This window comes from Terracoccus luteus, from assembly GCF_003635045.1.
In the GTDB taxonomy this organism is placed as follows: Bacteria; Actinomycetota; Actinomycetes; order Actinomycetales; family Dermatophilaceae; genus Terracoccus; species Terracoccus luteus.
The window spans coordinates 3,703,808-3,727,667 of record NZ_RBXT01000001.1 but is presented as its reverse complement, the minus strand read 5'-3'; the positions used below and the strand labels follow the sequence as shown (position 1 = coordinate 3,727,667).

Annotated in this window: 21 protein-coding genes; 18 read left to right on the top strand and 3 right to left on the bottom strand. The window is 74.4% G+C overall.

The features are described 5' to 3' along the window. Window positions 1-72 precede the first annotated feature (72 nt). From DFJ68_RS16760 to DFJ68_RS16740, 6 genes are read left to right on the top strand one after another with little or no spacing between them, the layout of a single operon-like run. The gene (locus DFJ68_RS16760) at window positions 73-2,223 is read left to right on the top strand and encodes a VWA domain-containing protein (protein WP_121034712.1); all 2,151 of its coding nucleotides are present in this window, start codon (window positions 73-75) and stop codon (window positions 2,221-2,223) included. Continuing rightward, the gene (gene cobO, locus DFJ68_RS18560; protein ID WP_211333407.1) at window positions 2,223-2,834 is read left to right on the top strand and encodes a cob(I)yrinic acid a,c-diamide adenosyltransferase; all 612 of its coding nucleotides are present in this window, start codon (window positions 2,223-2,225) and stop codon (window positions 2,832-2,834) included. The genes DFJ68_RS16760 and cobO overlap by 1 nt, the downstream gene beginning before the upstream one ends. Further along, window positions 2,831-4,267 (top strand): cobyrinic acid a,c-diamide synthase CobB, encoded by a 1,437-nt coding sequence (locus DFJ68_RS18880; RefSeq protein ID WP_245963713.1) that lies wholly within the window; start codon window positions 2,831-2,833, stop codon window positions 4,265-4,267. Before cobO ends, DFJ68_RS18880 begins: the two co-directional genes overlap by 4 nt. Further along, window positions 4,267-5,355: an Rv2231c family histidinol phosphate aminotransferase CobC gene (gene cobC / locus DFJ68_RS18875; protein ID WP_121034710.1), complete on the top strand. Its 1,089-nt coding sequence runs from the start codon at window positions 4,267-4,269 to the stop codon at window positions 5,353-5,355. The genes DFJ68_RS18880 and cobC overlap by 1 nt, the downstream gene beginning before the upstream one ends. Continuing rightward, the gene (cobA, locus tag DFJ68_RS16745) at window positions 5,345-6,406 is read left to right on the top strand and encodes a uroporphyrinogen-III C-methyltransferase (protein WP_121034709.1); all 1,062 of its coding nucleotides are present in this window, start codon (window positions 5,345-5,347) and stop codon (window positions 6,404-6,406) included. The genes cobC and cobA overlap by 11 nt, the downstream gene beginning before the upstream one ends. Next, a complete protein-coding gene (locus tag DFJ68_RS16740; RefSeq protein WP_121034708.1) occupies window positions 6,403-7,350 on the top strand; it encodes a cobalamin biosynthesis protein in 948 nt (315 codons plus the stop codon). Before cobA ends, DFJ68_RS16740 begins: the two co-directional genes overlap by 4 nt. Before the next feature lie 167 nt (window positions 7,351-7,517). Here DFJ68_RS16740 and DFJ68_RS16735 read toward each other — a convergent pair whose 3' ends face one another. Further along, entirely contained in the window at window positions 7,518-8,279 is a 762-nt protein-coding gene (locus DFJ68_RS16735) for a cobalt-precorrin-6A reductase (RefSeq protein WP_245963712.1), read from the bottom strand. Next, the gene (locus DFJ68_RS16730) at window positions 8,276-9,193 is read right to left on the bottom strand and encodes a MerR family transcriptional regulator (protein ID WP_121034707.1); all 918 of its coding nucleotides are present in this window, start codon (window positions 9,191-9,193) and stop codon (window positions 8,276-8,278) included. The genes DFJ68_RS16735 and DFJ68_RS16730 overlap by 4 nt, the downstream gene beginning before the upstream one ends. Window positions 9,194-9,530: 337 nt before the next feature. Between DFJ68_RS16730 and DFJ68_RS16725 the strand changes: the two genes are divergently transcribed. The 8 genes from DFJ68_RS16725 (at window position 9,531) to DFJ68_RS16690 (ending at window position 18,281) form a co-directional block, all read left to right on the top strand. Beyond that, entirely contained in the window at window positions 9,531-10,874 is a 1,344-nt protein-coding gene (locus DFJ68_RS16725) for an NAD(P)/FAD-dependent oxidoreductase (protein WP_121034706.1), read from the top strand. Further along, window positions 10,871-11,626: a DUF1365 domain-containing protein gene (locus DFJ68_RS16720; RefSeq protein ID WP_245963711.1), complete on the top strand. Its 756-nt coding sequence runs from the start codon at window positions 10,871-10,873 to the stop codon at window positions 11,624-11,626. The genes DFJ68_RS16725 and DFJ68_RS16720 overlap by 4 nt, the downstream gene beginning before the upstream one ends. After that, window positions 11,623-12,906, top strand: a complete 1,284-nt coding sequence (locus DFJ68_RS16715; RefSeq protein WP_121034705.1) for an SAM-dependent methyltransferase — start codon at window positions 11,623-11,625, stop codon at window positions 12,904-12,906. The genes DFJ68_RS16720 and DFJ68_RS16715 overlap by 4 nt, the downstream gene beginning before the upstream one ends. Window positions 12,907-12,975: 69 nt before the next feature. Beyond that, the gene (locus DFJ68_RS16710; protein ID WP_121034704.1) at window positions 12,976-14,343 is read left to right on the top strand and encodes a cryptochrome/photolyase family protein; all 1,368 of its coding nucleotides are present in this window, start codon (window positions 12,976-12,978) and stop codon (window positions 14,341-14,343) included. 82 nt (window positions 14,344-14,425) lie between these two features. Then, on the top strand, window positions 14,426-15,148 hold the full coding sequence (locus DFJ68_RS16705; RefSeq protein WP_121034703.1) for a CPBP family intramembrane glutamic endopeptidase: 723 nt from the start codon (window positions 14,426-14,428) through the stop codon (window positions 15,146-15,148). A 5-nt stretch (window positions 15,149-15,153) separates the two neighbouring features. Beyond that, on the top strand, window positions 15,154-16,575 hold the full coding sequence (locus DFJ68_RS16700; RefSeq protein WP_121034702.1) for a tryptophan-rich sensory protein: 1,422 nt from the start codon (window positions 15,154-15,156) through the stop codon (window positions 16,573-16,575). A 756-nt stretch (window positions 16,576-17,331) separates the two neighbouring features. Continuing rightward, on the top strand, window positions 17,332-17,901 hold the full coding sequence (locus DFJ68_RS16695; RefSeq protein WP_121034701.1) for a cysteine dioxygenase: 570 nt from the start codon (window positions 17,332-17,334) through the stop codon (window positions 17,899-17,901). Next, window positions 17,898-18,281 carry a rhodanese-like domain-containing protein gene (locus tag DFJ68_RS16690; RefSeq protein WP_338067430.1) on the top strand — a complete coding sequence of 128 codons (384 nt, stop codon included), beginning with the start codon at window positions 17,898-17,900 and terminating at the stop codon, window positions 18,279-18,281. Before DFJ68_RS16695 ends, DFJ68_RS16690 begins: the two co-directional genes overlap by 4 nt. Here DFJ68_RS16690 and DFJ68_RS16685 read toward each other — a convergent pair. After that, on the bottom strand, window positions 18,217-19,116 hold the full coding sequence (locus DFJ68_RS16685; RefSeq protein ID WP_170165810.1) for an ArgP/LysG family DNA-binding transcriptional regulator: 900 nt from the start codon (window positions 19,114-19,116) through the stop codon (window positions 18,217-18,219). The two genes, DFJ68_RS16690 and DFJ68_RS16685, sit on opposite strands and share 65 nt — an antisense overlap. Window positions 19,117-19,205: 89 nt before the next feature. Here DFJ68_RS16685 and DFJ68_RS16680 point away from each other — a divergent pair, with 89 nt between their 5' ends. From DFJ68_RS16680 to DFJ68_RS16670, 4 genes are all read left to right on the top strand, one after another. Then, the gene (locus tag DFJ68_RS16680; RefSeq protein WP_245963710.1) at window positions 19,206-19,814 is read left to right on the top strand and encodes a LysE/ArgO family amino acid transporter; all 609 of its coding nucleotides are present in this window, start codon (window positions 19,206-19,208) and stop codon (window positions 19,812-19,814) included. 202 nt (window positions 19,815-20,016) lie between these two features. Next, window positions 20,017-20,175: a hypothetical protein gene (locus DFJ68_RS18380; RefSeq protein WP_170165809.1), complete on the top strand. Its 159-nt coding sequence runs from the start codon at window positions 20,017-20,019 to the stop codon at window positions 20,173-20,175. Window positions 20,176-20,202: 27 nt separating this feature from the next. Next, on the top strand, window positions 20,203-23,256 hold the full coding sequence (locus DFJ68_RS16675; protein WP_121034699.1) for a helix-turn-helix transcriptional regulator: 3,054 nt from the start codon (window positions 20,203-20,205) through the stop codon (window positions 23,254-23,256). A gap of 172 nt (window positions 23,257-23,428) precedes the next feature. Next, window positions 23,429-23,761, top strand: a complete 333-nt coding sequence (locus tag DFJ68_RS16670; RefSeq protein ID WP_121034698.1) for a DUF2853 family protein — start codon at window positions 23,429-23,431, stop codon at window positions 23,759-23,761. Window positions 23,762-23,860: the final 99 nt, after the last annotated feature.

Below are 23,860 nucleotides of genomic sequence, written 5' to 3'. Positions count from 1 at the left end.
CTCCCGCCGCCGGCCGAGCCCCATCGGGCCCGGTCAGAACCCACGCGGGCGAGGCACCCGCAGGAGGCTCCGATGACCCACCCCTCACCCGACCCTGCGCGCGCGACCACGGCGCGTCCGGCGGTCTTCCCGTTCAGCGCCGTCGTCGGCAGCGACGACCTCTCCCTGGCGCTGACGCTCAGCGCCGTCTCACCGGCCATCGGCGGCGTGCTCGTGCGCGGTGAGAAGGGGACGGCCAAGTCGACCGCCGTCCGTGGCCTCGCCGACGTCATGCCCGACCAGCACGTCGTCACCGGATGCCGTTTCGGCTGCGACCCCGAGGCCGCCGACCCCACGTGCCCCGACGGGCCGCACCGGCCCGACGCCGCGTGGGCGACCCGGCCCGCCCGCCTCGTGGAGCTGCCGGTGGGTGCCACCGACGACCGGGTGACCGGCTCCCTCGACCTCGAGGCGGCCCTCGGGCGCGGCGTCACGGCCTACGAGCCCGGCCTGCTCGCCGCCGCGAACCGCGGCATCCTCTACGTCGACGAGGTCAACCTGCTGCACGACCACCTCGTCGACCTCCTGCTCGACGCGGCGGCCATGGGCCGCAACACCGTCGAGCGCGACGGCGTCTCGGTCTCGCACGCCGCGAGCCTCGTCCTCGTCGGCACGATGAACCCGGAGGAGGGCGAGCTGCGACCGCAGCTGCTCGACCGCTTCGGCCTCACCGTCGAGGTGGCCGCACCGCGTGAGCCCGCCCTCCGGGCCGAGGTCGTGCGCCGTCGCCTCGCCTTCGACGCCTCCCCCGCCTCCTTCACCGCCCGCTTCTCCGACGAGCAGGATGCCGTGCGCGACCGCATCGCCGACGCGCGGTCACGCCTCGGCGAGGTCGAGCTCTCCGACGCGATGCTGACGACCGTCGCGGAGGTGTGCGCCGCCTTCGAGGTCGACGGGCTGCGGGCCGACATCGTCACCGCGCGTGCGGCCATGGCGCACGCCGCCTGGGCCGGGCGCGACCGCGTCACCAAGGACGACGTCCGGGCCGCCGCCCGGCTGGCCCTGCCCCACCGGCGCCGTCGCAACCCGTTCGACGCGCCGGGCCTCGACGAGGAGCTGCTCGACCGCGTCCTCGGCGACGACGAGCCCGAGCCCGACGGACCCGACGACACCGACCCCGACGGCACCGAGCGCCCCGACGCGCAGGACGGCGACGGCGGGCCGGGCGACGGGGCAGAGCCCACCGACCGGGGCTCTGACACCCGCTCCGCCGACGACTCGTCCGGGGCGACGCCTCCGCGGCAGCCCGAGCCGGCCCGCGCCACCGACGAGTCACCCGGGCAGGACCAGGCCACCGACGTGGGGAGGGCCGACCGCACCGGCGACACCGGCGACACCGGTGACGGGACCGGCACGGCATCCGCCACCGTGGGCACCGCCGGTGCGGGGACACCGACCCGCGCGCGGCTGCTCGTCGCGAAGGGCGTGGGTCAGGGCGCCGCCGGCCGTCGCAGCCGGGCCGTCACCTCGACCGGGGCCGCGATCGGTGCCAGCACCGCGGCATCCGGTCGGGTGCACCTCGCCGCGACGGTGCGGGCGGCCGCACCGCACCAGCGCACGCGTGGGCGGCGCGGCCCCGAGCGGGTGCTGCTCGAGCGCTCTGACGTCCGACGCACGCTCACCGAGGGCCGCGAGTCGAACCTCGTGCTGCTGTGCGTCGACGCCTCGGGGTCGATGGCGGCCCGGCGGCGGATGGAGGCGGTCAAGACGGCGGTCCTGTCCCTGCTGCTCGACGCCTACCAGCGCCGCGACAAGGTGGGTCTCGTGACGTTCCGCGGCGAGGGCGCGCAGCTCGTGCTGCCACCGACCGGCTCGGTCGACGTCGCCGCCCGCCGCCTGCAGGACCTCCCCCACGGAGGTCGCACCCCGCTCGCCGAAGGGCTCCTCGTCGCGCGGGAGACGTTGCGGCTGGAGCGGATCCGCGACCCCAGGCGCCGACCGCTGCTCGTCGTCGTCACCGACGGCCGGGCCACCGCCGGCGCGTCACCGCTCGAACGAAGCGCCCTCGTGGCCCGAGCCCTCGCCGACGAGGGTGTCGACAGCGTCGTCGTCGACTGCGAGTCGGGCCGCTTCCGTCTCGGTCTCGCCGGCCGGCTCGCCGCCCAGCTCGGCGCCGAGCACCTGCCCGTGGGCGAGCTCGCCGCGTCGACGATCGTCGAGGCGTCGCGCGGACGGGCCGCCTGATGCAGGGGCAGGTACAGACGACCCCCGAGGACGGTCTGACGACACGGCAGCGGCGCAACCGGCCGCTCGTCATCGTGCACACGGGCGACGGCAAGGGGAAGTCGACGGCCGCCTTCGGGCTCGCCCTGCGCGGGTGGAACCAGGGCTGGTCGGTCGGCGTGTTCCAGTTCGTCAAGAGCGCGAAGTGGCGCATCGGCGAGCAGACCGCCGTCGAGACCCTCGGCGAGCTGCACCGCGAGCGGGGTACCGGTGGGCCGATGGAGTGGCACAAGATGGGCGCCGGCTGGTCGTGGTCGCGCAAGGAGGGCAGCGAGGCCGACCACGCCGACGAGGCGCGCGAGGGCTGGGCCGAGATCAAGCGCAGGATCGCCGCCGAGACGCACGGCCTCTACGTGCTCGACGAGTTCACCTACCCGATGGCATGGGGCTGGGTCGACGTCGACGACGTCGTCGAGACCCTGCGGTCACGGACGGGTCAGCAGCACGTCGTCATCACCGGGCGTCGTTGTCCTGCAGCCGTTCTCGAGCTCGCCGACCTCGTGACCGAGATGACCAAGGTCAAGCACCCGTTCGACGCCGGCCAGAAGGGGCAGAGGGGGATCGAGTGGTGACCCACCTGCCCCGCCTCGTCGTCACCGCCCCGGCGTCGGGTCACGGCAAGACGACGGTCGCCACCGGGATCATGGCCGCACTGCGCCGCGAGGGCCTGGCCGTCGGCGGGTTCAAGGTCGGCCCCGACTTCATCGACCCGGGGTACCACTCGCTCGCGACCGGCCGGCCCGGCCGCAACCTCGACCCCTTCCTCACCTCCGAGTCGCTCGTCACACCGTTGCTGCTGCACGGCGCCGCCGCGCACGGGCCGACCGACGTCGCCGTCATCGAGGGGGTCATGGGCCTCTTCGACGGGCGCATCGACCACGACGGCTTCGCCTCGACCGCGCACGTCGCCTCCCTGACCCGCAGCCCCGTCGTCGTCGTCGTCGACGTCAGCCACCTCTCCCGCACCGCCGCCGCCATCGTGCACGGGCTGGCCACGTTCGAGCCCGGCCTCCACGTCGCCGGGGTGGTGCTCAACAAGGCGGCCAGCGCCCGGCACACCCGTGAGGTGCGGTCGGCGCTCGAGGCGACCGGCGTGCCCGTGCTCGGCGTGCTCCCGCGTGACGCCGGCATCGAGGCACCCTCGCGCCACCTCGGTCTCGTCCCCGCCCAGGAGCGTGCCGAGGCCGCCGCCACCGTCGACCACCTCGCCGAGCGCGTCGCCGAGCACGTCGACCTCGCCGCGCTGCTCGCCGTCGCCCACGCCGCCCCACCACTCGGCGGGATGCCGTGGAGCCCGGCCGCCGCAATCAGCTCAGCCGGGTACGCGGCGGGCCCCACCCGCCCGCGGCCCGTCGTGGCCGTCGCCGGCGGCCGGTCGTTCACGTTCCGCTACACCGAGACCGACGAGCTGATGCGAGCCGCCGGCCTCGACCCGGTCGTGTTCGACCCACTTGACGACGAGGCCCTGCCGCCGGGGACCGCCGGCCTCTACCTCGGCGGCGGCTTCCCCGAGGTGCACGCCGAGTCACTGTCGTCGAACGGGTCGATGCGGCAGTCGATCTCGCGCGCGGTGGCCGGCGGGATGCCGACCGTGGCCGAGTGCGCCGGCATGCTCTACCTCTGTCGCACCGTCGACGGCGTGCCGATGGTCGGTGCCCTGCCCCTGTCGGCGGCGATGGGGCCGCGGCTCACCCTCGGCTACCGCACGGCGGTCTCGGTGACCGACTCGGTGGTCGCCGTCGACGGGCAGCGCGTCACCGGTCACGAGTTCCACCGCACCACGGTGACGGCCCTCTCCCGGGCCGCCGGTGAGCCCTCCCCCGGGTGGCGGCTTGACGGCATCCCCGACGGTCTCGCGCTCGACCCGGCGGGGACCGGGCGGGCCACCGTGCACGCCTCCTACCTGCACACGCACTGGGCCGGGCACCCCGCTCTTGCAGCGCGGTTCGCGACCGCGGTGCACGAGCACGCACGGCGACCGGTCGCTGCGGCGGTGACCTCGTGATGCGACACCCGCACGACGCGTACGACGCGGGCGACGAGCACGACCTGCACCACCACGGCGACCGCGACCTCGGCGACGGGCTGGTCGACCTCGCCGTCAACGTGCGCCTGACGACCCCGCCGGCGTGGCTGCGCGACGTGCTCGTCGACTCGCTGTCAGGTCTCGGCGCCTACCCCGACGACACCGCGGCGGTGGCCGCCATCGCCGCCCGTCACGGCGTCGACCCCGCGTGCGTGCTGCCCACGGCCGGAGGTGCCGAGGCCTTCACCCTCGTCGCCCGCGGGCTCGGGGTGCGCCGGCCGGTGGTCGTGCACCCCCAGTTCACCGAGCCGGAGGCGGCCCTCCGGGCGGCCGGTCACCGGCCCCTGCGTCACGTGCTGGTGCAGGACGATGGGTTCGCTTTCACGACAGGGACGTTCGAGCGCAACCACAGGGACTCGGACCTCGTCGTCGTGGGCAACCCGACCAACCCCACCGGGGTGCTGCACGAGGCAGGGGCACTCCGGTCACTCACCCGGCCGGGCCGCACCCTCGTCGTCGACGAGGCCTTCATGGACGCCGTCCCCGGTGAGCCGGAGACCCTGCTCACCCCCGGCGCGTCGCTGCAGGGGCTGCTCGTCGTGCGGTCGCTCACCAAGACGTGGGGGTTGGCCGGGCTCCGGGCCGGTTACGTCGTCGGCGACCCCGAGCTCGTCGCCTCGCTGCGCGCGGTACAGCCGCCGTGGGCGGTCTCGGGGCCGGCCCTCGCCGCCACCGTGGCCTGCCTGAGTGACGAGGCCGTGGCCGAGGCCGACCGCGGGGCCCGACAGCTCGACGCCCGACGGGCGGTGCTCGTCACCGAGCTCGCGCGGCTCGGCATCCGGCCCGCCGCGCCGTCGGTGGCTCCCTTCGTGCTGCTCGACACCTCCGCGGCCGGTGCGCACAGCCGGCGAAAGGCGTTGGCCAATCTGGGTTTCGCCGTCCGCCGGGGCGAGACCTTCCCCGGCCTGCTGCCCGCCCACCTCCGGGTCGCCGTGCGAGACGAGAACACGTCGCGGCGCTTCGTCTCCGCGCTCCACTCCACCCTGGGGAGCCACCGTGCCGCTTGACCTCAGCTTCCGGGGCCGCCGCGTCCTGCTCGACGGGGTGGACGACCGGACCGCGGCGACCATCGACGCGCTGCGCCGCGACGGCGCACTGGTGGCCCTGCGCCCCGCCCCCGGTGTACCGCTGCCGACGTCGGTGACCGACCTCGTCGAGCGCGGTCTCGTCACCCTCGTCGAGGTCGACCAGCCCGGCCAGCCCGGCGAGCCGGAACACCACGACGTCGTCATCCGGGCCCGCTCCGGCGCGACGGACGACGCGCCCGACGGTCGAGTGCGTGACACCGCGCCCGGCCGTTCCCCCGGCGGGGAGGCCGGGCGGCCGACCCCCGGGACGGTGACCCTCGTCGGGGGCGGGCCCGGTCACCCCGGCCTCATCACCGTGGCCGGCCTCGACTCGGTGCGCACCGCCGACGTCGTCGTGCACGACCGCCTCGCCCCGCTGGCCGTGCTGGGGCAGGCCCGGCCCGACGCGGTCGTCGTCGACGTCGGCAAGATCCCGCGGGGTGAGTCGACCTCGCAGGAGCGCATCAACGCCGTCATCGTCGAGCACGCCCTCGCCGGTCGGGCGGTGTGCCGCCTCAAGGGCGGCGACAACTTCGTCTTCGGCCGGGGCGGCGAGGAGGCGGAGGCGTGCGCCGTCGCCGGGGTACCCGTCAGCGTCGTGCCCGGTGTCTCGTCGAGCGTCGCCGCGCCCTCGCTGGCCGGCATCCCCGTGACGCACCGCACCCTCGTGCAGGGTTTCACCGTGGTCAGCGCGCACGTGCCACCGGGCGACCCGCGCAGCACCCTCGACTGGGGCGGTATCGCCCGGTCGGGCACGACGGTCGTCGTGCTCATGGGGGTGGCCACGCTGCCCGCGGTCGCCGCCGAGCTCGTCGCGCACGGCCGCGCCGCCGACACCCCCGCGGCGGTCGTGGCGGATGCCGGTCTGCCGAGCATGCGCACCGTGCGGGCCCCGCTCGCCGAGATCGCCGCGGCCAGCGCCGCGGCCGGGCTCGGGGCCCCCGCCGTGGTCGTCGTCGGCGACGTGGCCGCCCTCGACGTGCTGGCGTGAGCCGCGCGCTGGGCCTGCTGGCGGGCTGGCTGCTCGACCGTGCGCTCGGCGACCCGCGTCGGTGGCACCCGGTCGCCGGGTTCGGCTCTGCTGCAGCGGCCGTCGAGAAGGTCGTGTACCGCGACGCACGCGTCGCCGGAGTCGTGCACGTGCTGGCCCTCGTGGCGCCGCTGGCCGCGGTCGGCACGGTCGCCGAGGGTCGGCTCCAACGGCATCCGGTGCTTCACACGGCGGCGACCGCGGCCGTGACGTGGGCCGCGCTCGGCGGGCGGTCGCTCGACCGTGAGGCGGGCACCATCTCGGCCCAGCTCGGCGCCGGCGACCTCGGCGCGGCCCGGCGGCAGGTGCGCAACCTCGTCGGGCGCGACCCCTCACGGCTCGACGCCGACGGGGTGGCCCGCGCGTGCATCGAGTCGTTGGCCGAGAACACGTCGGACGCCGTCACCGCCCCCCTGCTCTGGGGCGGGGCGCTCGGCCTGCCGGGGCTGCTGGCGTACCGCGCCGTGAACACGCTCGACGCCATGGTCGGCCACCGGTCGCCCCGGTACCTGCGCTTCGGCTGGGCCGCGGCCCGGCTCGACGACGTCGTCAACTGGGTGCCGGCCCGGGTGGCCGGCGTGGCCGCCGTCGCTTTCGGGACCGGGCTCGGCAGCGGCAGCCGCGGCGAGGCGATGGACGTCGTGCGGCGTGACGCACCGGCCCACCCCAGCCCCAACGGCGGCGTCGTCGAGGGTGCCTTCGCCGGCATCCTCGGGGTGTCGATCGGCGGCACCAACGTCTACGACGGGCGCGTCGAGAACCGCGGCGTGCTCGGTCGCGGACCCGCCGCCACCGCCCGCGACATCGACCCGTCCCGGCGCCTCGCCACCCGGGTCGGGCTCGCCTCCCTCGCCGTCGCGGCACTCGTCGCGTCGCTGGTCGAGCGCCGCGGCCCCCGGACCTGACCGGTCACGCGCGCCCGGCCCAGGTCACGTCGCAGGTCATGTCGCGCGGAGTGGGGTGCACACACCCGAAACCGCGACATGACCCGCGACATGACATCGGGCGTCGAGCGCGGTGCGCGCTCCCAGGTCGAGCAGGACTGAAGAACAGGCCGGTCTGTCCTCGCGCCTCAGGCGTTCACCCAGTCGTGGGCCTCGTCGACGGTCTCGACGACCTCGAGCCCGTCTGGCACCGGGGGCCGCCGCACGACGACCACCTCCATCCCGAGCCCGTGCGCAGCCCGCAGCTTGGGCTCGGTCAGGGCGCCGCCGGAGTCCTTCGTCAGCAGCGCGTCGACCCGCCGCGAGCGCATGAGGTCGAGTTCCTCGTCGAGACCGAAGGGCCCGCGCGCCTGCCGCACCTCCCACGAGGCGGGGACGTCCCACCCCGGCGGCTCGACGACGCGGACGAGCACGAACCGGTCGTCCCACGACGAGAACGACTGCAGCTGCTGGCGGCCCGTGGTGACGAACGGCCGAACGAAACCGTCGGTCGCCTCGCGCGCCGCGTCGACGGAGTCGACCCACGAGAACGACGAGGCGAGCGGATGCCGGGTCCAGCCGGGCCGCTGCAGCCGCACGACCGGCACGCCGGCCAGGGCACAGGCGGCCGCCGCGTTGGCGCTGATGCGATCGGCGAAGGGGTGCGTCGCGTCGACGACGTGTGTCACCGTCTCGTCACCGAGGTAGGTCGCCAGCCCGTCGACGCCCCCGAAGCCACCGACCCGCACGTCGCCCTCGGGCAGGGCCGGCCTCGACACCCGGCCGGCGAGGCTCGAGACGACCGGGACCCTGTCCGCCGTCAGGCGGGCGGCGAGCTCGCGCGCCTCGCCCGTGCCACCGAGCACGAGCACCCGGGTGCGTGTCCCGGCACGGGTCACGGCACGGGTCACGCCGGGATGCGCAGCCGGCGGGCCAGCTCTCCGACACCCTGTCCGATGCCGTGACCGAGGTGCACGCAGCCGGGGATCGCACCCTGTTGGCGACCACCCATGCCGACGACGAGCCCGGGCGTGCTGGCGCGCAGGCGCTCGACGATGGCGCGGGTCGGCTCGACGTCGATGTCGCGCGGCACCGCCATGACGTCCGCGACCGCGCTGCGGGCGCGGACGATCTCGACCCAGTCGTCGGCCGGGAGGTCGGCCCCGACGTAGACCGTCGAGAACCCCGCCCGCCGTGCCGCCACCGCGAAGGCGAGCAGCCCGAGCTCGTGGTGGACGCCCGGCGCGAGGCCGATGACGACGACCGGGCCGCCCGGCAGGTTCGCCGCCGCCTCGTACGCGGCGGCGAGCCGGCGTTGCACGGCGTACGACACCAGGTGCTCGCCGGCCACGGTGACGGTTCCCTGGGCCCACGCCTCGCCGACCCGCCCGAGCGCGGGCATGAGCCAGTCGTCGACGACCGACTCGAAGCTGCCGAGCGCGAACCTGGCGTCGAGCACCTGGGCCGCCGCGCTCCCGTCGAGCCGACGGGCCGCCTCGACGAGCGCCTCGGCGCCCTCGGGCGGCGGCATGAGGGTCAGGTGCGAGCCGGGCAGCGCCGGGGGCAGGCCGGGCTCCCACGGGCCGTCGGTCGTGAAGCTGTCGCGCGAGAGACGGTCCAGCGTCTCCTTGGCGGCCTCCTTGGCCGACCAGCCCTCGTTGACGAGGGAGTTCATGATCGCGAGCGCCCGCACGTCCTGGGGGCCGTAGAGGCGGTACCCGCCGTCGGACCGCACCGGGGCCACGACGCCGTAGCGCCGCTCCCACGCGCGCAGGGTCGCCACGCTGATGCCGGTCAGCTCTGCCGCTCGCTTGATCGTGTACATCTCATCCCCGTCGTTCCTGGGCGTCGCCCGACCACACCACCGGGGACCCGTCTGACATACCCCGTCGGTGCGTGCGCGTCTTGGTGACCGCCCGGCCGCGCCGACGACGCAGCCCTTCTGCAAACCCTCTACACACTCTCGACAATCACGATACGGCGACGGACCCGTGCGAACAACGCGCCGAGGCGTGACCCGGGCGACACCCGCGGCGCCGCGCCGACCGGCATCCTCGGCGGCACTCACCGCGCGTCCGCTTTGTCCCGGCCCTATCCTCCAATCCGTCGGCTGTCGCCTACCGAACCCCGGCCGTCCACACACCACCCCGGAGGAGGTAACCGTGACCCAGCCGTCACGAGCCGCCCGGCCCACCGCGGCCGTCGTCGGCGCCGGCGTCTCCGGGCTCACCGCGGCGCACGTGCTCTCACGCACGCACGACGTCACCCTGTACGAGGCCGACGCCCGTCTGGGCGGGCACGCGCACACCCACGACGTCGACGACCACGGCCGCGCCCTGCGCATCGACAGCGGCTTCATCGTGCACAACGAGCGCACCTACCCGCACCTGCTGCGCCTCTTCGCCGAGCTCGGGGTGCAGACGCAGCCGACCGAGATGAGCATGAGCATCTCGTGCGCCGGCTGCGGTCTCGAGTACGCCGGCGGCCGAGGCCTCGCCGCGATGTTCGCCCAGCCGCGGCGGGTCGCCGACCCCCGCTTCGTGCGCCTGCTCACCGAGGTGCCCCGCTTCCACCGCGCCGCCCGCCGCGTCCTCGCGGGCGAGCCCACGAGCGAGACGACCACTGCGGATGCCGGCCACGACGCGGGTGCCATGGGCCCCGACCCGACGTGGGGCGAGTTCCTCACGGAGAACCGCTTCTCGCCGTACTTCGTCCGGCACTTCGCCGTGCCCCTCGTCTCGTGCGTGTGGTCGTGCGGCGACCTCGACGCGCGCTCGTACCCGGCCCGCCACCTCTTCGCCTTCCTCGAGCACCACGGCATGCTCACCGTCACCGGCTCGCCGCAGTGGCGCACCGTCACCGGCGGGTCGGCGACCTACGTCGAGCGCCTCGCGGCCCGGCTGCCCGACGTGCGCCGCAGCAGCCGCGTCGAGGCCGTGACGCGCCACGACGACGGGGTCGACGTCCGCAGTGCCGACGGCAGCGCCGCCACCTTCGACCGGGCGGTCGTCGCCACGCACGCCGACCAGGCGCTCGAGCTGCTCGTCGACGCCACCCCCGACGAGAAGCGCGACCTCGGCGCGATCCGCTACTCGCGCAACGAGACCTGGCTGCACCGCGACGCGTCGGTGCTACCCCGCGCCCCTCGCGCCCGCGCGTCGTGGAACTACCGCATGCAGGCCTGCGCGGCCCCCGCCCCCGAGGTGCTCGTCAGCTACTGGATGGACCGGCTGCACGGTCTCGGGGCCGACGGCGACGGGACCGCGACCGACGACCACGTCGTCACCCTCAACGCCGCCGGCCACGTCGACCCCTCGACCGTCATCGCGCGCATGAGCTACGAGCACCCCGTCTTCACGACCGACGCCGTCGCCGCCGCGGCCCGCCTGCGCGGTGCCGGTGGCGACCGCCTCGCCTTCGCCGGCGCGCACCTCGGGTGGGGCTTCCACGAGGACGGCTGCCGTTCCGGTGTCGAGGCCGCCGCCTCGCTCGGGGTGACGTGGTGAGCGCCCGGGTCGCGCTCCCGCCGCTGCCCGCCCTCGTCGACGGCACCGTGACGCACACCCGACGCCGCCCGCTCGTGCACCGCTTCACCCACGCGACCTACCAGTGGCTCGTCGACGTCGACGACCTGCCGCGGATGCCGTTCCCGCACAGCCTGTTCGCCCGCTTCGACGCGCGTGACCACCTCGACCGCGGCCGGCTCGGCGGCGGGCTGCGCGGTGACGTCGAACGCTTCCTCGCCGCCCGTGGTCGCGTCCTCGGCCCTGACGACCGGGTCGTCATGCTCGCCAACGCCCGCGTGCTCGGGCACGTCTTTGACCCGCTCACCGTCTTCTGGTGCCTGCGCCCGACCGGCGAGGTGGTCGCCGTCGTCTTCGAGGTGCACAACACGTACGGCGAGCGCCACGCCTACCTGCTCGACCCCGACTCCGCCGGTGAGACCAGCGTCGACAAGGCCTTCTACGTCTCACCCTTCAACGACGTCACGGGCACCTACCGGGTCGCGCTCACCCTCGGGTCCGAGCGCGTCACCGTCGGCGTGCACCTCGACCGCGAGGGCGAGCGCGTCGTCGACGCCGTGACGACCGGCGTGCCGACGCCCGCCACGAGACACGCGCTGGCCGCGGCCGTGCGCCGCCACGGCCTCATGACCCAGCGCGTCAGCGCGCTCATCCGGCTGCACGGCGTCCGCCTCTGGCTCCGCCGGCTGCCGGTGCTCCCCCGTCCGACCCATCCCGAGGAGGCGGTCCGATGACCACCAGTGCCCCCACCCCCGTCACGCAGCCGCTGTGCCTGCGGCGCCCGGCCCTGCGGGTGCTGTGCCTGCGCGCCCGGGTGGCCCGCGGCATCCTCGCGTCGGTGGCCCGACGGGTGCCGGTCGAGGTCCGCCTGCCCGACGGCTCGACCCTCACCGGCGAGCCCGCCACGACGGGGCGACCGGTGCTCGAGGTCGTCCGCCCGACGGCGCTCTTCGAGCGGCTGGCCCATCACCCCAAGATCGGCATCGGTGAGGCCTACATGGCCGGTGACTGGCGCGCCGCGCCCGGCACCGACCTCGCCGACGTCCTCCGGCCCTTCGCGGAGCGGATGACGACGGCGGTCCCGCCGGGGCTGCTCGCCCTCCGGGCGCTCGTCGACCGGCGCATCCCGACGGCGACCCGCAACTCGCTGCTCGGCTCGCGGCGCAACATCGAGGCGCACTACGACCTCAGCAACGAGATGTTCGCGCTGTTCCTCGACGAGACCCTCAGCTACAGCTCGGCCCTCTTCGACCGCTCGCCGGAGGCCGGCCCCGTCACGACCCAGGACCTCGAGGCCGCACAGCTGCGCAAGGTGGCCGGCATCCTCGACCAGGCGAAGGTCACCCTCGGCAGCCGGGTGCTCGAGATCGGCACGGGCTGGGGCACGCTCGCCATCGAGGCCGCCCGGCGGGGCGCCCACGTCACGACGGTCACGCTCTCGCGCGAGCAGGCGGCGCTGGCCGCCGAGCGGGTGCGGGCCGCGGGTCTCGACGACCTCGTCGACATCCGGGTGCAGGACTACCGCGAGGTGCAGGGCCGCTTCGACGCCGTCGTCAGCGTCGAGATGATCGAGGCGGTCGGCGAGGAGTACTGGCCGACCTACTTCCGCACCATCGACGAGCGGCTCGTGCCCGGAGGCATCGCGGCGGTCCAGTCGATCCTCATGTCGCACGACCGGCTCCAGGCGACGAAGCACTCGTACGGCTGGATCCAGAAGCACATCTTCCCCGGAGGGCTCATCCCGAGCCTCGAGGCCATCGACGCCACCACCCGCGAGCACACCGCCCTGCGCGTCACCGACGTGCGCGCCTTCGGCACCGACTACGCCGAGACCCTGCGTCGCTGGCGTGAGCGCTTCCTCGCCGCGTGGCCGCAGGTCGCCGCGCTCGGCTTCGACGAGACCTTCCGCCGCAAGTGGGAGTTCTACCTCGCCTACTGCGAAGCCGGCTTCGCCACGGGCTATCTCGACGTGGCGCAGATCCGCATGGAGCGATCGGGTACGACCACCGGGTAGAGAAGCCCGGATGCCGGGTGGCCCGGTCGACGATTCCGTGGCCCCCGCACGTGAGGAGGACCGAGGACGATGGCCGACGACCGCACCGTCGCGATCCTGTGGTTCAGGCGCGACCTGCGCCTGCACGACCACCCCGCCCTGCTCGCCGCGATCGAGGCGGCCGACGAGGTGCTGCCCCTCTTCGTCATCGACCCGCACCTCATGAGCCGCGGCACGCCCCGGTCCGAACGGCTGCTCGCGTCGCTCGCCGCGCTCGGCAAGGACACCCGGGACACCCTCGTCATCCGCCGCGGCGACCCGGTCGAGGTCGTGGCCCGCGTCGCGAAGCAGGCCGGCGCCCGCACCGTGCACGTCAGCCGGGAGACGACGCCCTACGGCCGCGAGCGCGACGAGGCGGTCGAGAAGGCGCTCGCCGACGACCACCGCGAGCTCGTGCGCACCGGCAGCCCGTACGCCATCGGGCCCGGCACGATCGTCAACGGCTCCGACAGCCCCTACAAGGTGTTCACCCCCTTCAGCCGGGCGTGGCGCCGGCACGGCGCGCCCGAGCCGGCCGAGCGGCCCACACGCATCCCCTGGCACCACGGCATCCGGTCGGACGACCTGCCCGAGGCGAAGGACGTCGGCGACATCGAGGCCGGCGAGGCGGCGGCCCGCACGCGGTGGAAGGCCTTCCTCGAGAACGACCTCGAGGGCTACAAGGACGGTCGCGAGCGGCCCGACCTCGATGCGACCAGCAAGCTGTCGGCGCCGCTCAAGTACGGCGAGATCCACCCGCGCACCCTGCTCGCCGACCTGGCGTCGGTGACGGGGGTGCCGACGCAGGACGTCGAGACCTACGAGACCGAGATCATCTGGCGCGAGTTCTACGCCGACGTGCTCTGGCACCAGCCCGAGTCGGCGTGGCACGACCTGCGCCCCGAGCTGGGCGGTCTCGCCTACGACTCCGGCACCGCCACCGACGAGCTGGTCGAGGCGTGGAAGGCCGGCCGGACGGGCTACCCCATCGTCGACGCCGGCATGCGCCAGCTGCTCGAGCTGGGCTGGATGCACAACCGGCTGCGCATGATCACGGCGAGCTTCCTCACCAAGGACCTCCACGTGTGGTGGCCGGTCGGGGCGCGCCACTTCCTCGACCACCTGCTCGACGGCGACCTCTCGTCAAACAACCACGGCTGGCAGTGGGTGGCCGGGACGGGCACCGACGCCTCGCCGTACTTCCGCGTCTTCAACCCCGTCACCCAGGGCAAGAAGTTCGACCCGGACGGCGAGTACGTGCGGCGCTGGGTCCCCGAGCTCGCGCACCTGCCGGGCAAGGCTGCGCACGAGCCCTGGGACCACGAGGATGGGTACGAGCACGACTATCCGACGCGCATCGTCGAGCACGACGAGGAGCGCAAGGAGGCGTTGAGCCGGTACGAACGGGCTCGGCGCTGACCGACCGGGGGACATCGCCACGGTCGTCGCACACGGGACGTACAAGACGCACGAGACGCACGAGGGAAGCGACGGGACGGACATGACCCAGAACGGCCCCATCGCCGAGCTGCGCGCCTTCGTCACCGCCGCCCTCATCCAGCCGGTCGAGCGCAGGCACTGGGACCCGCCCCAGACCTTCCGCCGCCGGCGCGTCGTCGTCGCCGTGACCTTCGTCGTCGGCAGCGCGGTGCTCGCCTGGGCGCTGCGCATCGAGCCGGGCGACCCCAGCTTCTACGTCGCGACGATCGTGCTCGCGGCCATCTGGCTCGTCGGCGCCCTCGTCTCCGGGCCGCTGCACGCGGGCATGGGCCACACGCGCCGGGGCGACCGCACCGCGCGACCCATCGTGCAGTCGCTCGCCCTCGGGGTGCTGCTGCTCGCGATCTTCCTGCTCGGCTCCCTCGCCGTGGCCCAGGTCCCCTTCCTGCGCGAGCCGGTCATGCAGCTGCTCGACCACGCCCGCTTCGGGTCCTTCCCGATCGTGCTCGCCATCACCTTCGTCAACGGCATCGTCGAGGAGCTGTTCTTCCGCGGCGCCCTCTACGCCGCCCTGCGCCGGCACCAGGTGCTCGTGACGACGGTGCTCTACGCGCTGACGACCGTCGGCAGCGGCATCCCGCTGCTCGTGCTCGCCGGCGCCCTCATCGGCCTCGTGACCGCGCTGCAGCGCCGTGTCACCGGCGGCTTCCTCGGCCCGATGATCACGCACGTGACGTGGTCGTCGGGGATGCTCCTGTTCCTGCCCCCGATCCTCTCGAGGTGACACCCATGTCCACCACCCCGCCCCCGACCGAGGGCCGTACCGCCCTCGTCACGGGCGCCTCCGGCTACATCGGAGGCCACCTCGTGCCCACGCTGCTGGATGCCGGGTGGACCGTCCGCGCGTTGACCCGCCACGCGAGCTCGCTCGACGACAAGCCGTGGCGTGACCGGGTCGAGGTCGCTGAGGGTGACGTCGGCTCGGCCGACGACATGCGGCAGGCGCTCAAGGGCGTCGACGCCGCCTGGTACCTCGTGCACTCCATGGACGACAAGCCCGACTTCGCCGCGCGCGACCGGGCGGCCGCCGAGGCCTTCGCCGGGGCCGCGAAGGAGAACGGCGTCTCGCGCATCGTCTACCTCGGCGGCATCCACCCCGACCACGAGGTGCTCTCGCCCCACCTGGCCTCGCGCGTCGAGGTCGGCCGCACGCTGCTCGCGTCGGGCGTGCCGACCGCGGTGCTGCAGGCGGCGGTCGTGCTGGGCGACGGGTCGGCCAGCTTCGACATGCTGCGCTACCTCACCACCCGGCTGCCGGCGATGGTCGCGCCGAAGTGGCTCGACAACAAGATCCAGCCCATCGCCGTCGACGACGTCGTGACGCTGCTGGCGGGCGCCGGCGACCTGCCGGCCGACGTCAACCGCACCTTCGACGTCGGCGGCACCGAGGTGATGACGTACCGCCAGATGATCAAGCGCTTCTCGCAGGTCACCGGCCGGCGGCCCCCCGTCGTCGTCACCATCCCGGTGCTCACCCCGCGCCTGGCCAGCCACTGGGTGGGGCTCGTCACGCCCATCTCCGCCGGGCTGGCCAAGCCCCTCGTCGGCAGCCTCGTGCACGAGGTCGTCGTCAAGGAGGACGACATCCTCGACCTCATCCCGCACACCGGGAAGTTCACCTCGTTCGACGACGCCGTGAGCGGGGCCATGGAGACGGCCGAGCCCGACCACGCCATGCGCAACCTGGCCATCACGGGCGCCGCGGTCGTCGCCACGGCCGTCGTGGGCTCCCTCGCGACCAAGCCCGAGTCCCGCTGGTACCGCAGCCTGGACCTGCCCGACTGGCAGCCCCCGGCCGTCGCCTTCCCCCTCGTCTGGACAGCCCTCTACGCCGACGTCGCGGTCATGACCGCGGCCGGCATCACGTCCCACGAGCGGCACACCGACGAGAAGGCGACGACGACGTACAAGGGCGCCGTGGCGACCAACCTCGTGCTCAACGCCGCCTGGAGCTGGCTGTTCTGGCGCTCGAAGCGGCCCGCGTGGGCGGCCCTCGAGTGCGCGGCCCTCACGATCAGCTCGGCCGACCTCGCCCGACGGACCGCCCAGCAGCACAAGGCGGCCGGCGTCGCCCTGACGCCGTACGCGGCGTGGTGCGCCTTCGCGACCGTGCTGTCCACGGCGATCGCCCGCCGCAACCCGCGGGGCTGAGCCACCCGCCGCCACCCATGCTCGGACGACGAGAGTCATGGGTGGGCATAGCCTCCGGCCAGGCTTGACATCGTTGCCGAGACGATCGGCGGGATGGTGGGTCACGCGGTCGGCGGCATGACGCAGCGAGGGCGACGCCGGCCTGGTCCCGGTGTGGCCTTCGCCTGCTCCATGCGGGCGGTGGACTCGGACCGGGCCAGCAGCCGCCGGCCCGTCCCGGTGGGAGAGCCTCGTCATGGCCCTGGACGCCGACCTCGCGGTCCGGTTCTCGACGCGAGACGGGCAGACGATCGAGTGGGCCCTCCCCACGCAGCGGCTGGAGACTCTGGAGCGGCGTAGCCGCCGGACCGAGACCTGCTGAGCGACACCGAGCGGTGCGTGGCCTGACGGCGTCGATCGTGTCGTCTACCCGTCTCTAGTCAGAGGCCGATATCCGGGGATAGAGCGTCAGCGAGGACCGCTGGCGACCCGGCGACGGGGGCGTGGGGCAAGGCGTGGGGCCGACACCACGGGGTGCGGACCGTAAGGCGAGACGCTCACTCGCGCGATCGACATCCATAAGTTAGCGTTCTGTGTATGGCAACCATCGGTTATGTGACTGCGACCGGCACCTCGCTGCGTGTCGCGACCATCGCCCCCGCTGCCAGCACCACCTCGAGAGAGCCGGCACGAATGCCGGGCTGTCGCTGTCGACGCCACCCCTGACGTCGCCCGACGCACCAGCCCGACTCCCCGCCCCCTCGAAAGGCCAGCCCCATGACCACTCACACCACGCCTGCGACGACCGACCCCTCTCCCGCCACGTTCCCGTCGCCCTCCTCCGCCTCCCGCCCGCGCGCGACGTGGAAGCCGGCGGTGCTCGCCGAGACGGCCCGCACCCTCGCACGCCAGCGCCCGCTCTGGCAGCCGCTCGTCGACTTCGACCCGGTCACCCGCTACTACGCCCGCCTCGCCGCCGACGAGCAGCACGAGGCATGGCTGCTGACGTGGCTGCCGGGCCAGGGCACGCCGTGGCACGACCACGGCGGCAGCGCCGGCTCCTTCGTCGTACTCCAGGGCGTGCTGACGGAGGAGGTGGCCGGCTACCAGGCCGGCCCGCGCCCCGGTGACGAGCGCCGGGCCACCGGGCCGGCGGTCATCCTCGGCACGGGTGACCAGCGCACGTTCGGCCCGCGCCACCTGCACCGGGTCACCAACCACGGGCCCGACCCGGCCGTCAGCCTCCACGTCTACGCCCCCAAGCTGACGACGATGAACAACTACGAGGAGGTCGACGACGGCCTGCTCGAGGTCATCGAGCAGACGAGGATGGGCTCCGACTGGTGACGATCGACGAGATGCTCGCCGAGGCCCGCGCGCACCTGCAGCGGCTGACCCCGGCCCAGGCCGAGGCGGCCCTGCACGACGGGGCGGTCGTCGTCGACATCCGACCCGCGGCCCAACGGCAGCACGAGGGTGAGCTGCCCGAGGCCCTCGTCGTCGAGCGCAACGTCCTCGAGTGGCGCTTCGACCCCGAGAGCGACGCCGCCCTGCCGGAGGCCGACCACGACCTGCAGGTCGTGGTGCTGTGCCAGGAGGGGTACACCTCGAGCCTCGCCGCCGCCTCGTTGCGGCAGCTCGGCGTGCACCGCGCGACCGACGTCATCGGGGGGTTCGTCGCGTGGCGCGAGCTGCGGGCCGGCTCGACGCACGTGCCGCCTCGGTGACGAGGGCCGTGAGCCGGTCGAGGTGGCTCGACGGCAGCCGCCACCGCTGCCAGTAGAGCGGCACGTCGACGTGGTCGTCACGCCCGAGCGGGACGACGTCGTCGTCGCGGAGCCGACGCAGCTGGTCGGGCAGCAGCACACCCCACCCGAGGCCCGCGAGGACCGCTGCCTCGAAGCCCGCGGAGTCGGGGACGACGTGGGTCGGCGGCCGCACGGTGATGCCACGGCGGTCGAGGACGTGCTGCTGCAGGTCGTCGTCGGCCGAGAAGCGGACCAACGGCATGGTCGCCAGGTCGACCGACCGGCCGCGGCGGTGCCGGTCGACGAGACTCCGCGTGGCCGCTGCGGTGTATCGCACGGTCAGCAGCGGTGTGGTCGAACACCCCTGTACTGCAGTCGGGTCGGCGGTGACGGCGCCGAGCACCGTCCCGGTCCGCAACAGCTCGGCCGACCGCTGCTGGTCGTGCACGTGCAGACGCAGGGTGACCTCGGGCCACTGCGCACACGCGGCCAGCACGGCCGTGAACCACGAGCCCACCGAGTCGGCGTTGACCGCCACGGCGAGCTCGACAGGACCCCCCGAGCCGAGCTGCAGCTCGGCCGCCAGCTCCAGCTCGATCAGGCGGTGCTGGCGGGCCATGCGCAGCACCGACTCCCCGGCGGCGGTGGGCCGGCACGGGACCGACCGGACGACGACGACACGCCCCACCTCGACCTCGAGGGCCCGGATGCGTTGGCTCACCGCGGACGGGGTGACGTGCAGCGCGCGTGCGGCCGCCTCGAAGGTCCCCTCGTCGACCACGGCCACGAGGGCGGCCAGCTGCTCCGGACTCACGGACACAACGGTTCCTTCATGAAGAGATACTGATGATCCATCAGATCATGTCGCTTCACTGTTGGCTCGGTCTCACCTAGCGTCGGCCCGTGCCCATCACCCTGTCCACCACTCTGCTCGGCCTGCTCACCGGCCTGGGGCTCATCGTCGCGATCGGTGCCCAGAACGCCTTCGTGCTGCGCCAGGGCCTGACCCGTCGACACGTCGGCCTCGTCGTCGCGGTGTGCGCGGTGTCTGACGCCGCGTTGATCGTGGCGGGGGTGGCCGGCGTCGGCGCCGTCATCACCGCGCACCCTGCCGTCGTCACGGTGGTCCGCTGGGTCGGCGCGGCCTACCTGATCGCCTTCGCGGTGCAGTCCCTGCGGCGAGCCGCTCGCCCCGGCGCGCTCGAGGCCGAGGGCCGGGCCGGCACCCGCCGCGGGACGCTGCTCACGGTGCTCGCCCTGACCTGGCTCAACCCGCACGTCTACCTCGACACGGTGCTGCTGCTGGGCTCGGTCGCCAACCAGCAGGGTGCCGACCGCTGGTGGTTCGCGACCGGGGCGGTGACCGCCAGCGTGCTGTGGTTCGGGTCCCTCGGCTTCGGGGCACGCCTGCTCGCTCCGCTCTTCGCCCGACCGGTCACCTGGCGGGTGCTCGACGTCGTCATCGCGGTCGTCATGGTGACGATCGCGGCCACGCTGCTGCTCTCCGCCTGAGCGAGGGCGAGGGGCGACACGGGGCGACGACGGGAGTGGCCGGGCCGACGCGACGGCGCCGCGTCTGAGGTAGGGCCCGACCGCCTGAGGTGGTCGTGCCCCGGGGGGTCGGTCCCACGGATAGGGCGCTCGCCCGATGTGACGCCCTACCTCAGCGGCCGACCGTGGAGGAGTCAGCACGAACCCCACCGGAGGCCCAGCCATGAACGCCATGCACATCGACCCCTCGTTCGTCCGCCTCGAGATCGAGGCCCGCTACGGCCGGGCCCGCGGTCACGCCCGCCGCGACTCCTCGCTCGAGGTGCTGCGGCGCACGATGCGCCGCAACGCCCTCCGCGAGCTGCGTCCGGGCACCCGCTGAGCCGTGCGTTCCCCGATAATCACCGGTATGCCGTCGCGCCCCGCCCTGCTCGTCGGCCGTGACGACGACCGTGCCCGGCTCGCAGACGCACTCGGCCTGGCCGGCCCCACGACCGGTACGGGCACGAGCTCGACACGCACCCACCGCGAGACCGCGCGTGGGGGCGTGGCCGTCCTGTCCGGCGACGCCGGCATCGGCAAGACGCGCCTCGTCACGGCCATCGTCGAGGATGCCGACGCGGCGGGGTGGCGTACGGGTGTGGGCCACTGCGTGGGCCAGGCCGGCAGCGCCCTCGCGTACCTGCCGTTCGTCGAGCTGGTCGGCGCCCTCGCCGAGCAGGTACCCGACGTCGCGGCGGCGACGCTGGGCGCCCACCCCGCTCTGGCCCATCTCCTGCCGCGAGAGACCCGGACCGCCGGCGGGGCGAGAGGGTCCGGCGTCACGACCCCCGCGGGCGGGGACCCGGACGAACCGCCCCTGCCGGCGACCCCACCCTCTCCCGGCCGGGTCGCCGAGGCCGTCCACGCCTTCCTGTCGGCCCTCGGCCGGGACTGCCCGACCCTCGTCGTCGTCGAGGACGTGCACTGGGCCGACCACTCGTCCCGCGACCTCATCACCCTGCTGCTGACGCGCGGCTTCGCCGGACCCCTCGCCCTCGTCGTCTCCTACCGCTCCGACGACCTGCACCGCCGCCACCCCCTGCACGAGACGCTCGCCGTGTGGGCCCGCATCGCCGGGGTGGAGCACGTCGAGCTCGCCCCGCTGCCCGACGACGCGATCGGCGACATCGTCGCCGGGTCGGCCGACGTCGACCGCGAGACGGGGGCCGAGGTCGTGCGCCGGGCGGGTGGCAACCCCTTCTTCGCCGAGGAGCTCGCCGCGAACGCCGCCGCCGGACGGGCCCTCGGCGGTGGCGTCTCCCGGGTGCTCGGAGCACGCATCGACGCCCTCGACGACGACGCGCGCCTCGTCGTGCGCGTGGTCGCGCTCGCCGGTCACCGCGTCGGTCACGACCTGCTGTCCCGCGTCAGCGCGCTGCCCGACGACCGTCTCGACCGGGCGGTCGCCGCCGCCGTCGAGCACCACGTCCTCGTCACGGCCTGGCCTCCGGCCTACGGGTTCCGTCACGCCCTGCTCGCCGAGGCCGTCGCCGACGGGCTGCTGCCGGGCGAGCGGCTGCGGCTGCACCGGTCCTTCGTCGCCGTGCTCACGTCCGAGCCCGGGACGGCACCGGCATCCGAGGTGGCCCGGCACGCGGCGGCGGTCGGTGACCTCGACACCGCGGTCGACGCCGCCCTCGCAGCGGCGGAGTCGGCGACGGCGGTGGGCGGCCCGCAGGACGCGCTCGGCCACCTCGAGCAGGCCCTGCAGTGGCTGCGGCCCGACGACCCGCGACGTGACGGGGTGACGCGTCGCGCGTCAGACGCCGCCACGCTCGCGGGGGACCCGCTGCGCGGCATCGAGCTGCTGTGCGACCGGCTCGACCACCCGGACGGTCAGAGTGACCCCGACCGGGCCGACCTGCTGGCCGCGCTCGCGACCCGGGCCCGCAACCTCGACGTGCCGCTCGAGGGCCTGCCCCTGACGCGACAGGCGGTCGCCCTGCTCGACGGCACCCCCGACGAACGGAGGGTGCGGGTGCTCAGCGCGCACCTCCAGGCCCTCGTCGACGCGGACGAGTTCTCCGAGGCGGCCGGGGTGGCCGACGAGGTGGTCGAGCTGGCCGACGGTCTCGGCCTCACGATGGCGCTCACCGAGGTGCGCACGATCATCGCGTGGGCCATCGACGCCCGGCACGACCTCGGCGCGGTCGAGCGCCACCTGCACACGGTGGCCGCCGACCTCGCCCCCGACGACCCGACGCAGCTGCGCGTGCACCACCAGCTGGGGTCGGTGCTGCACCGCCGCGGCGAGCTGCGCGCCTCTCAGCACGAGTTCGACCTCGGCGCCGCCGTCGCCCACCGCCTGCACCGCGGCTGGGCCCCGTGGGGTCAGGAGTGCCGCCTCCTCGGCGGTCTCGTCGCCTACGAGCTCGGCGAGTGGGACGACGCGGCGCACCGTCTGCTCGCCCCGCCCGACGCCCCGCAGCCGGGTCGCGCGATCTTCCGGGCGGCCGCCCTCGCCGTCGACGCCGGTCGCGGTGTCGCCCCGGCTGCGGGCCTGCTCGACGAGCTGCGGTCGTGGTGGCACGTCGACGGGCTGTGCGCGGTGCTCAGCCTCACGGCCGGCATCGACCTCCTCGGCCCGCAGGATGCCGGGGCCGCCGTCGCGCTCGCCCGTGACGGTGTCGCCGTGCTCGAGTCGGTCTGGGGCGACGACTTCCACGCGCAGGTTCGCCTCGCCGCGCTGCTGGCCGGCCAGGTGTCCGCGTCGGTCGACGGGCTGCCCACCGTCGCGCTGCGCGAGGCCGTGGCCACGGTCGACCACCTGACCGCGCGGGCCCGGACGGTCGTCGCCGACCAGGGCAGCACCGACGACCTCGAGGCCACGAGCCGCGAGACGTGGGCCTGGGCGGCGCGCCTCGAGGCGGAGTCGGCGTGGCTGCACCACCTCATCGGCGGCGAGGATGCCGGTTCGCCCGCCACGCTCGTGGCCGCCTGGCGGGAGTCGGTCACGGCGTTCGAGGGCTACGGCCACGTCTTCGAGACCGCCCGGTCGCGTGCCGGACTCGCGTCCGCACTCGTCGCGGCCGGCGACACCGCCGCGGCGCGGGACGAGGTGGCGAGCGCCCGCGTCGTCGCCGAGCGCCTGGGTGCGCGGCCGCTGCTGGACCGCCTCGACCGCCTCGCCCGCCTCGACGGTGCGCGGTCGAGCGGCCTGACTGGCGTCGACGGTCCGCGTCCGGTCGCAACCCGTCGCCCGTCCGGCCCCACCGCTCCCCTGACCGCGCGCGAGCGGGAGGTGCTGGGGCTCGTCGCCCGGGGCCTGAGCAATGGCCAGATCGGGCGGCGGCTCTTCATCAGCACGAAGACCGTCAGCGTCCACGTCTCCAACGTCCTGGTGAAGCTCGGGGCCGCCGGGCGTACCGAGGCGGCGGCCATCGCCCACGACCGCGGCCTGCTCGACCCCGCCGACGGCTGAGCCCGCCGCCCGCCGTCGCCCGCCGTCGCCCGGCGTCGCCCGCCGCCGTGCACCGTCGACACCCACCGTCTTCTCGGCGTCGACTCTGGTCACGCCCGGCTCCGGTCACTAGCGTCGGCAGTGCCGCCGGGACCACCGACGACGCGAGCATCTCGAGCACCGAGGAGGCAGCATGGCCGAGGACTGGGCAGCAGACGTCAAGAAGTACGCACCCGACGCCGACGACGACGCGATCAAGGGCATCGTGCGCTACTGCGGGATCGCCCTGCACAAGCGCGACTCCGCGCTCGTCTCCTTCAGCGACAAGACCGAGCTCGACCGGGTCAAGAACAACTTCCTCAAGAAGAAGCTGGCCCTGACCGTCTCCGACGAGGAGATGGACGCCGCCCTCGCCGGGGTCCGCACCGCCCTCGCCGGTGACCGGACGAAGAACCGCGTGACGGTGTACTACCTGCTCGCCGACCACTTCGGCCGGCTGGGTGACTTCACCAAGGCCAAGGCCTGACGGCTCGTCGGGACGGCTGCCCCGCAGACGGATCGGTGGTGCGCTGACCGGATTGTCCGGCGGCGCACCGCTTTTCGTCGTCCGCCGTCGCCGTGACGG

What these genes read in the sequence shown, in the direction of transcription:
- DFJ68_RS16675 (WP_121034699.1), top strand. Translation starts at nt 20,203, where the DNA reads ATGCCGTCGCGCCCCGCCCTGCTCGTCGGCCGTGACGACGACCGTGCC.
- DFJ68_RS16705 (WP_121034703.1), top strand. Translation starts at nt 14,426, where the DNA reads ATGACCCAGAACGGCCCCATCGCCGAGCTGCGCGCCTTCGTCACCGCC.
- DFJ68_RS16695 (WP_121034701.1), top strand. Translation starts at nt 17,332, where the DNA reads ATGACCACTCACACCACGCCTGCGACGACCGACCCCTCTCCCGCCACG.
- DFJ68_RS16670 (WP_121034698.1), top strand. Translation starts at nt 23,429, where the DNA reads ATGGCCGAGGACTGGGCAGCAGACGTCAAGAAGTACGCACCCGACGCC.
- DFJ68_RS16715 (WP_121034705.1), top strand. Translation starts at nt 11,623, where the DNA reads ATGACCACCAGTGCCCCCACCCCCGTCACGCAGCCGCTGTGCCTGCGG.
- DFJ68_RS16730 (WP_121034707.1), bottom strand. Translation starts at nt 9,193, where the DNA reads ATGTACACGATCAAGCGAGCGGCAGAGCTGACCGGCATCAGCGTGGCG.
- DFJ68_RS18380 (WP_170165809.1), top strand. Translation starts at nt 20,017, where the DNA reads ATGAACGCCATGCACATCGACCCCTCGTTCGTCCGCCTCGAGATCGAG.
- DFJ68_RS16710 (WP_121034704.1), top strand. Translation starts at nt 12,976, where the DNA reads ATGGCCGACGACCGCACCGTCGCGATCCTGTGGTTCAGGCGCGACCTG.
- cobC (WP_121034710.1), top strand. Translation starts at nt 4,267, where the DNA reads ATGCGACACCCGCACGACGCGTACGACGCGGGCGACGAGCACGACCTG.
- DFJ68_RS16760 (WP_121034712.1), top strand. Translation starts at nt 73, where the DNA reads ATGACCCACCCCTCACCCGACCCTGCGCGCGCGACCACGGCGCGTCCG.
- DFJ68_RS16700 (WP_121034702.1), top strand. Translation starts at nt 15,154, where the DNA reads ATGTCCACCACCCCGCCCCCGACCGAGGGCCGTACCGCCCTCGTCACG.
- cobO (WP_211333407.1), top strand. Translation starts at nt 2,223, where the DNA reads ATGCAGGGGCAGGTACAGACGACCCCCGAGGACGGTCTGACGACACGG.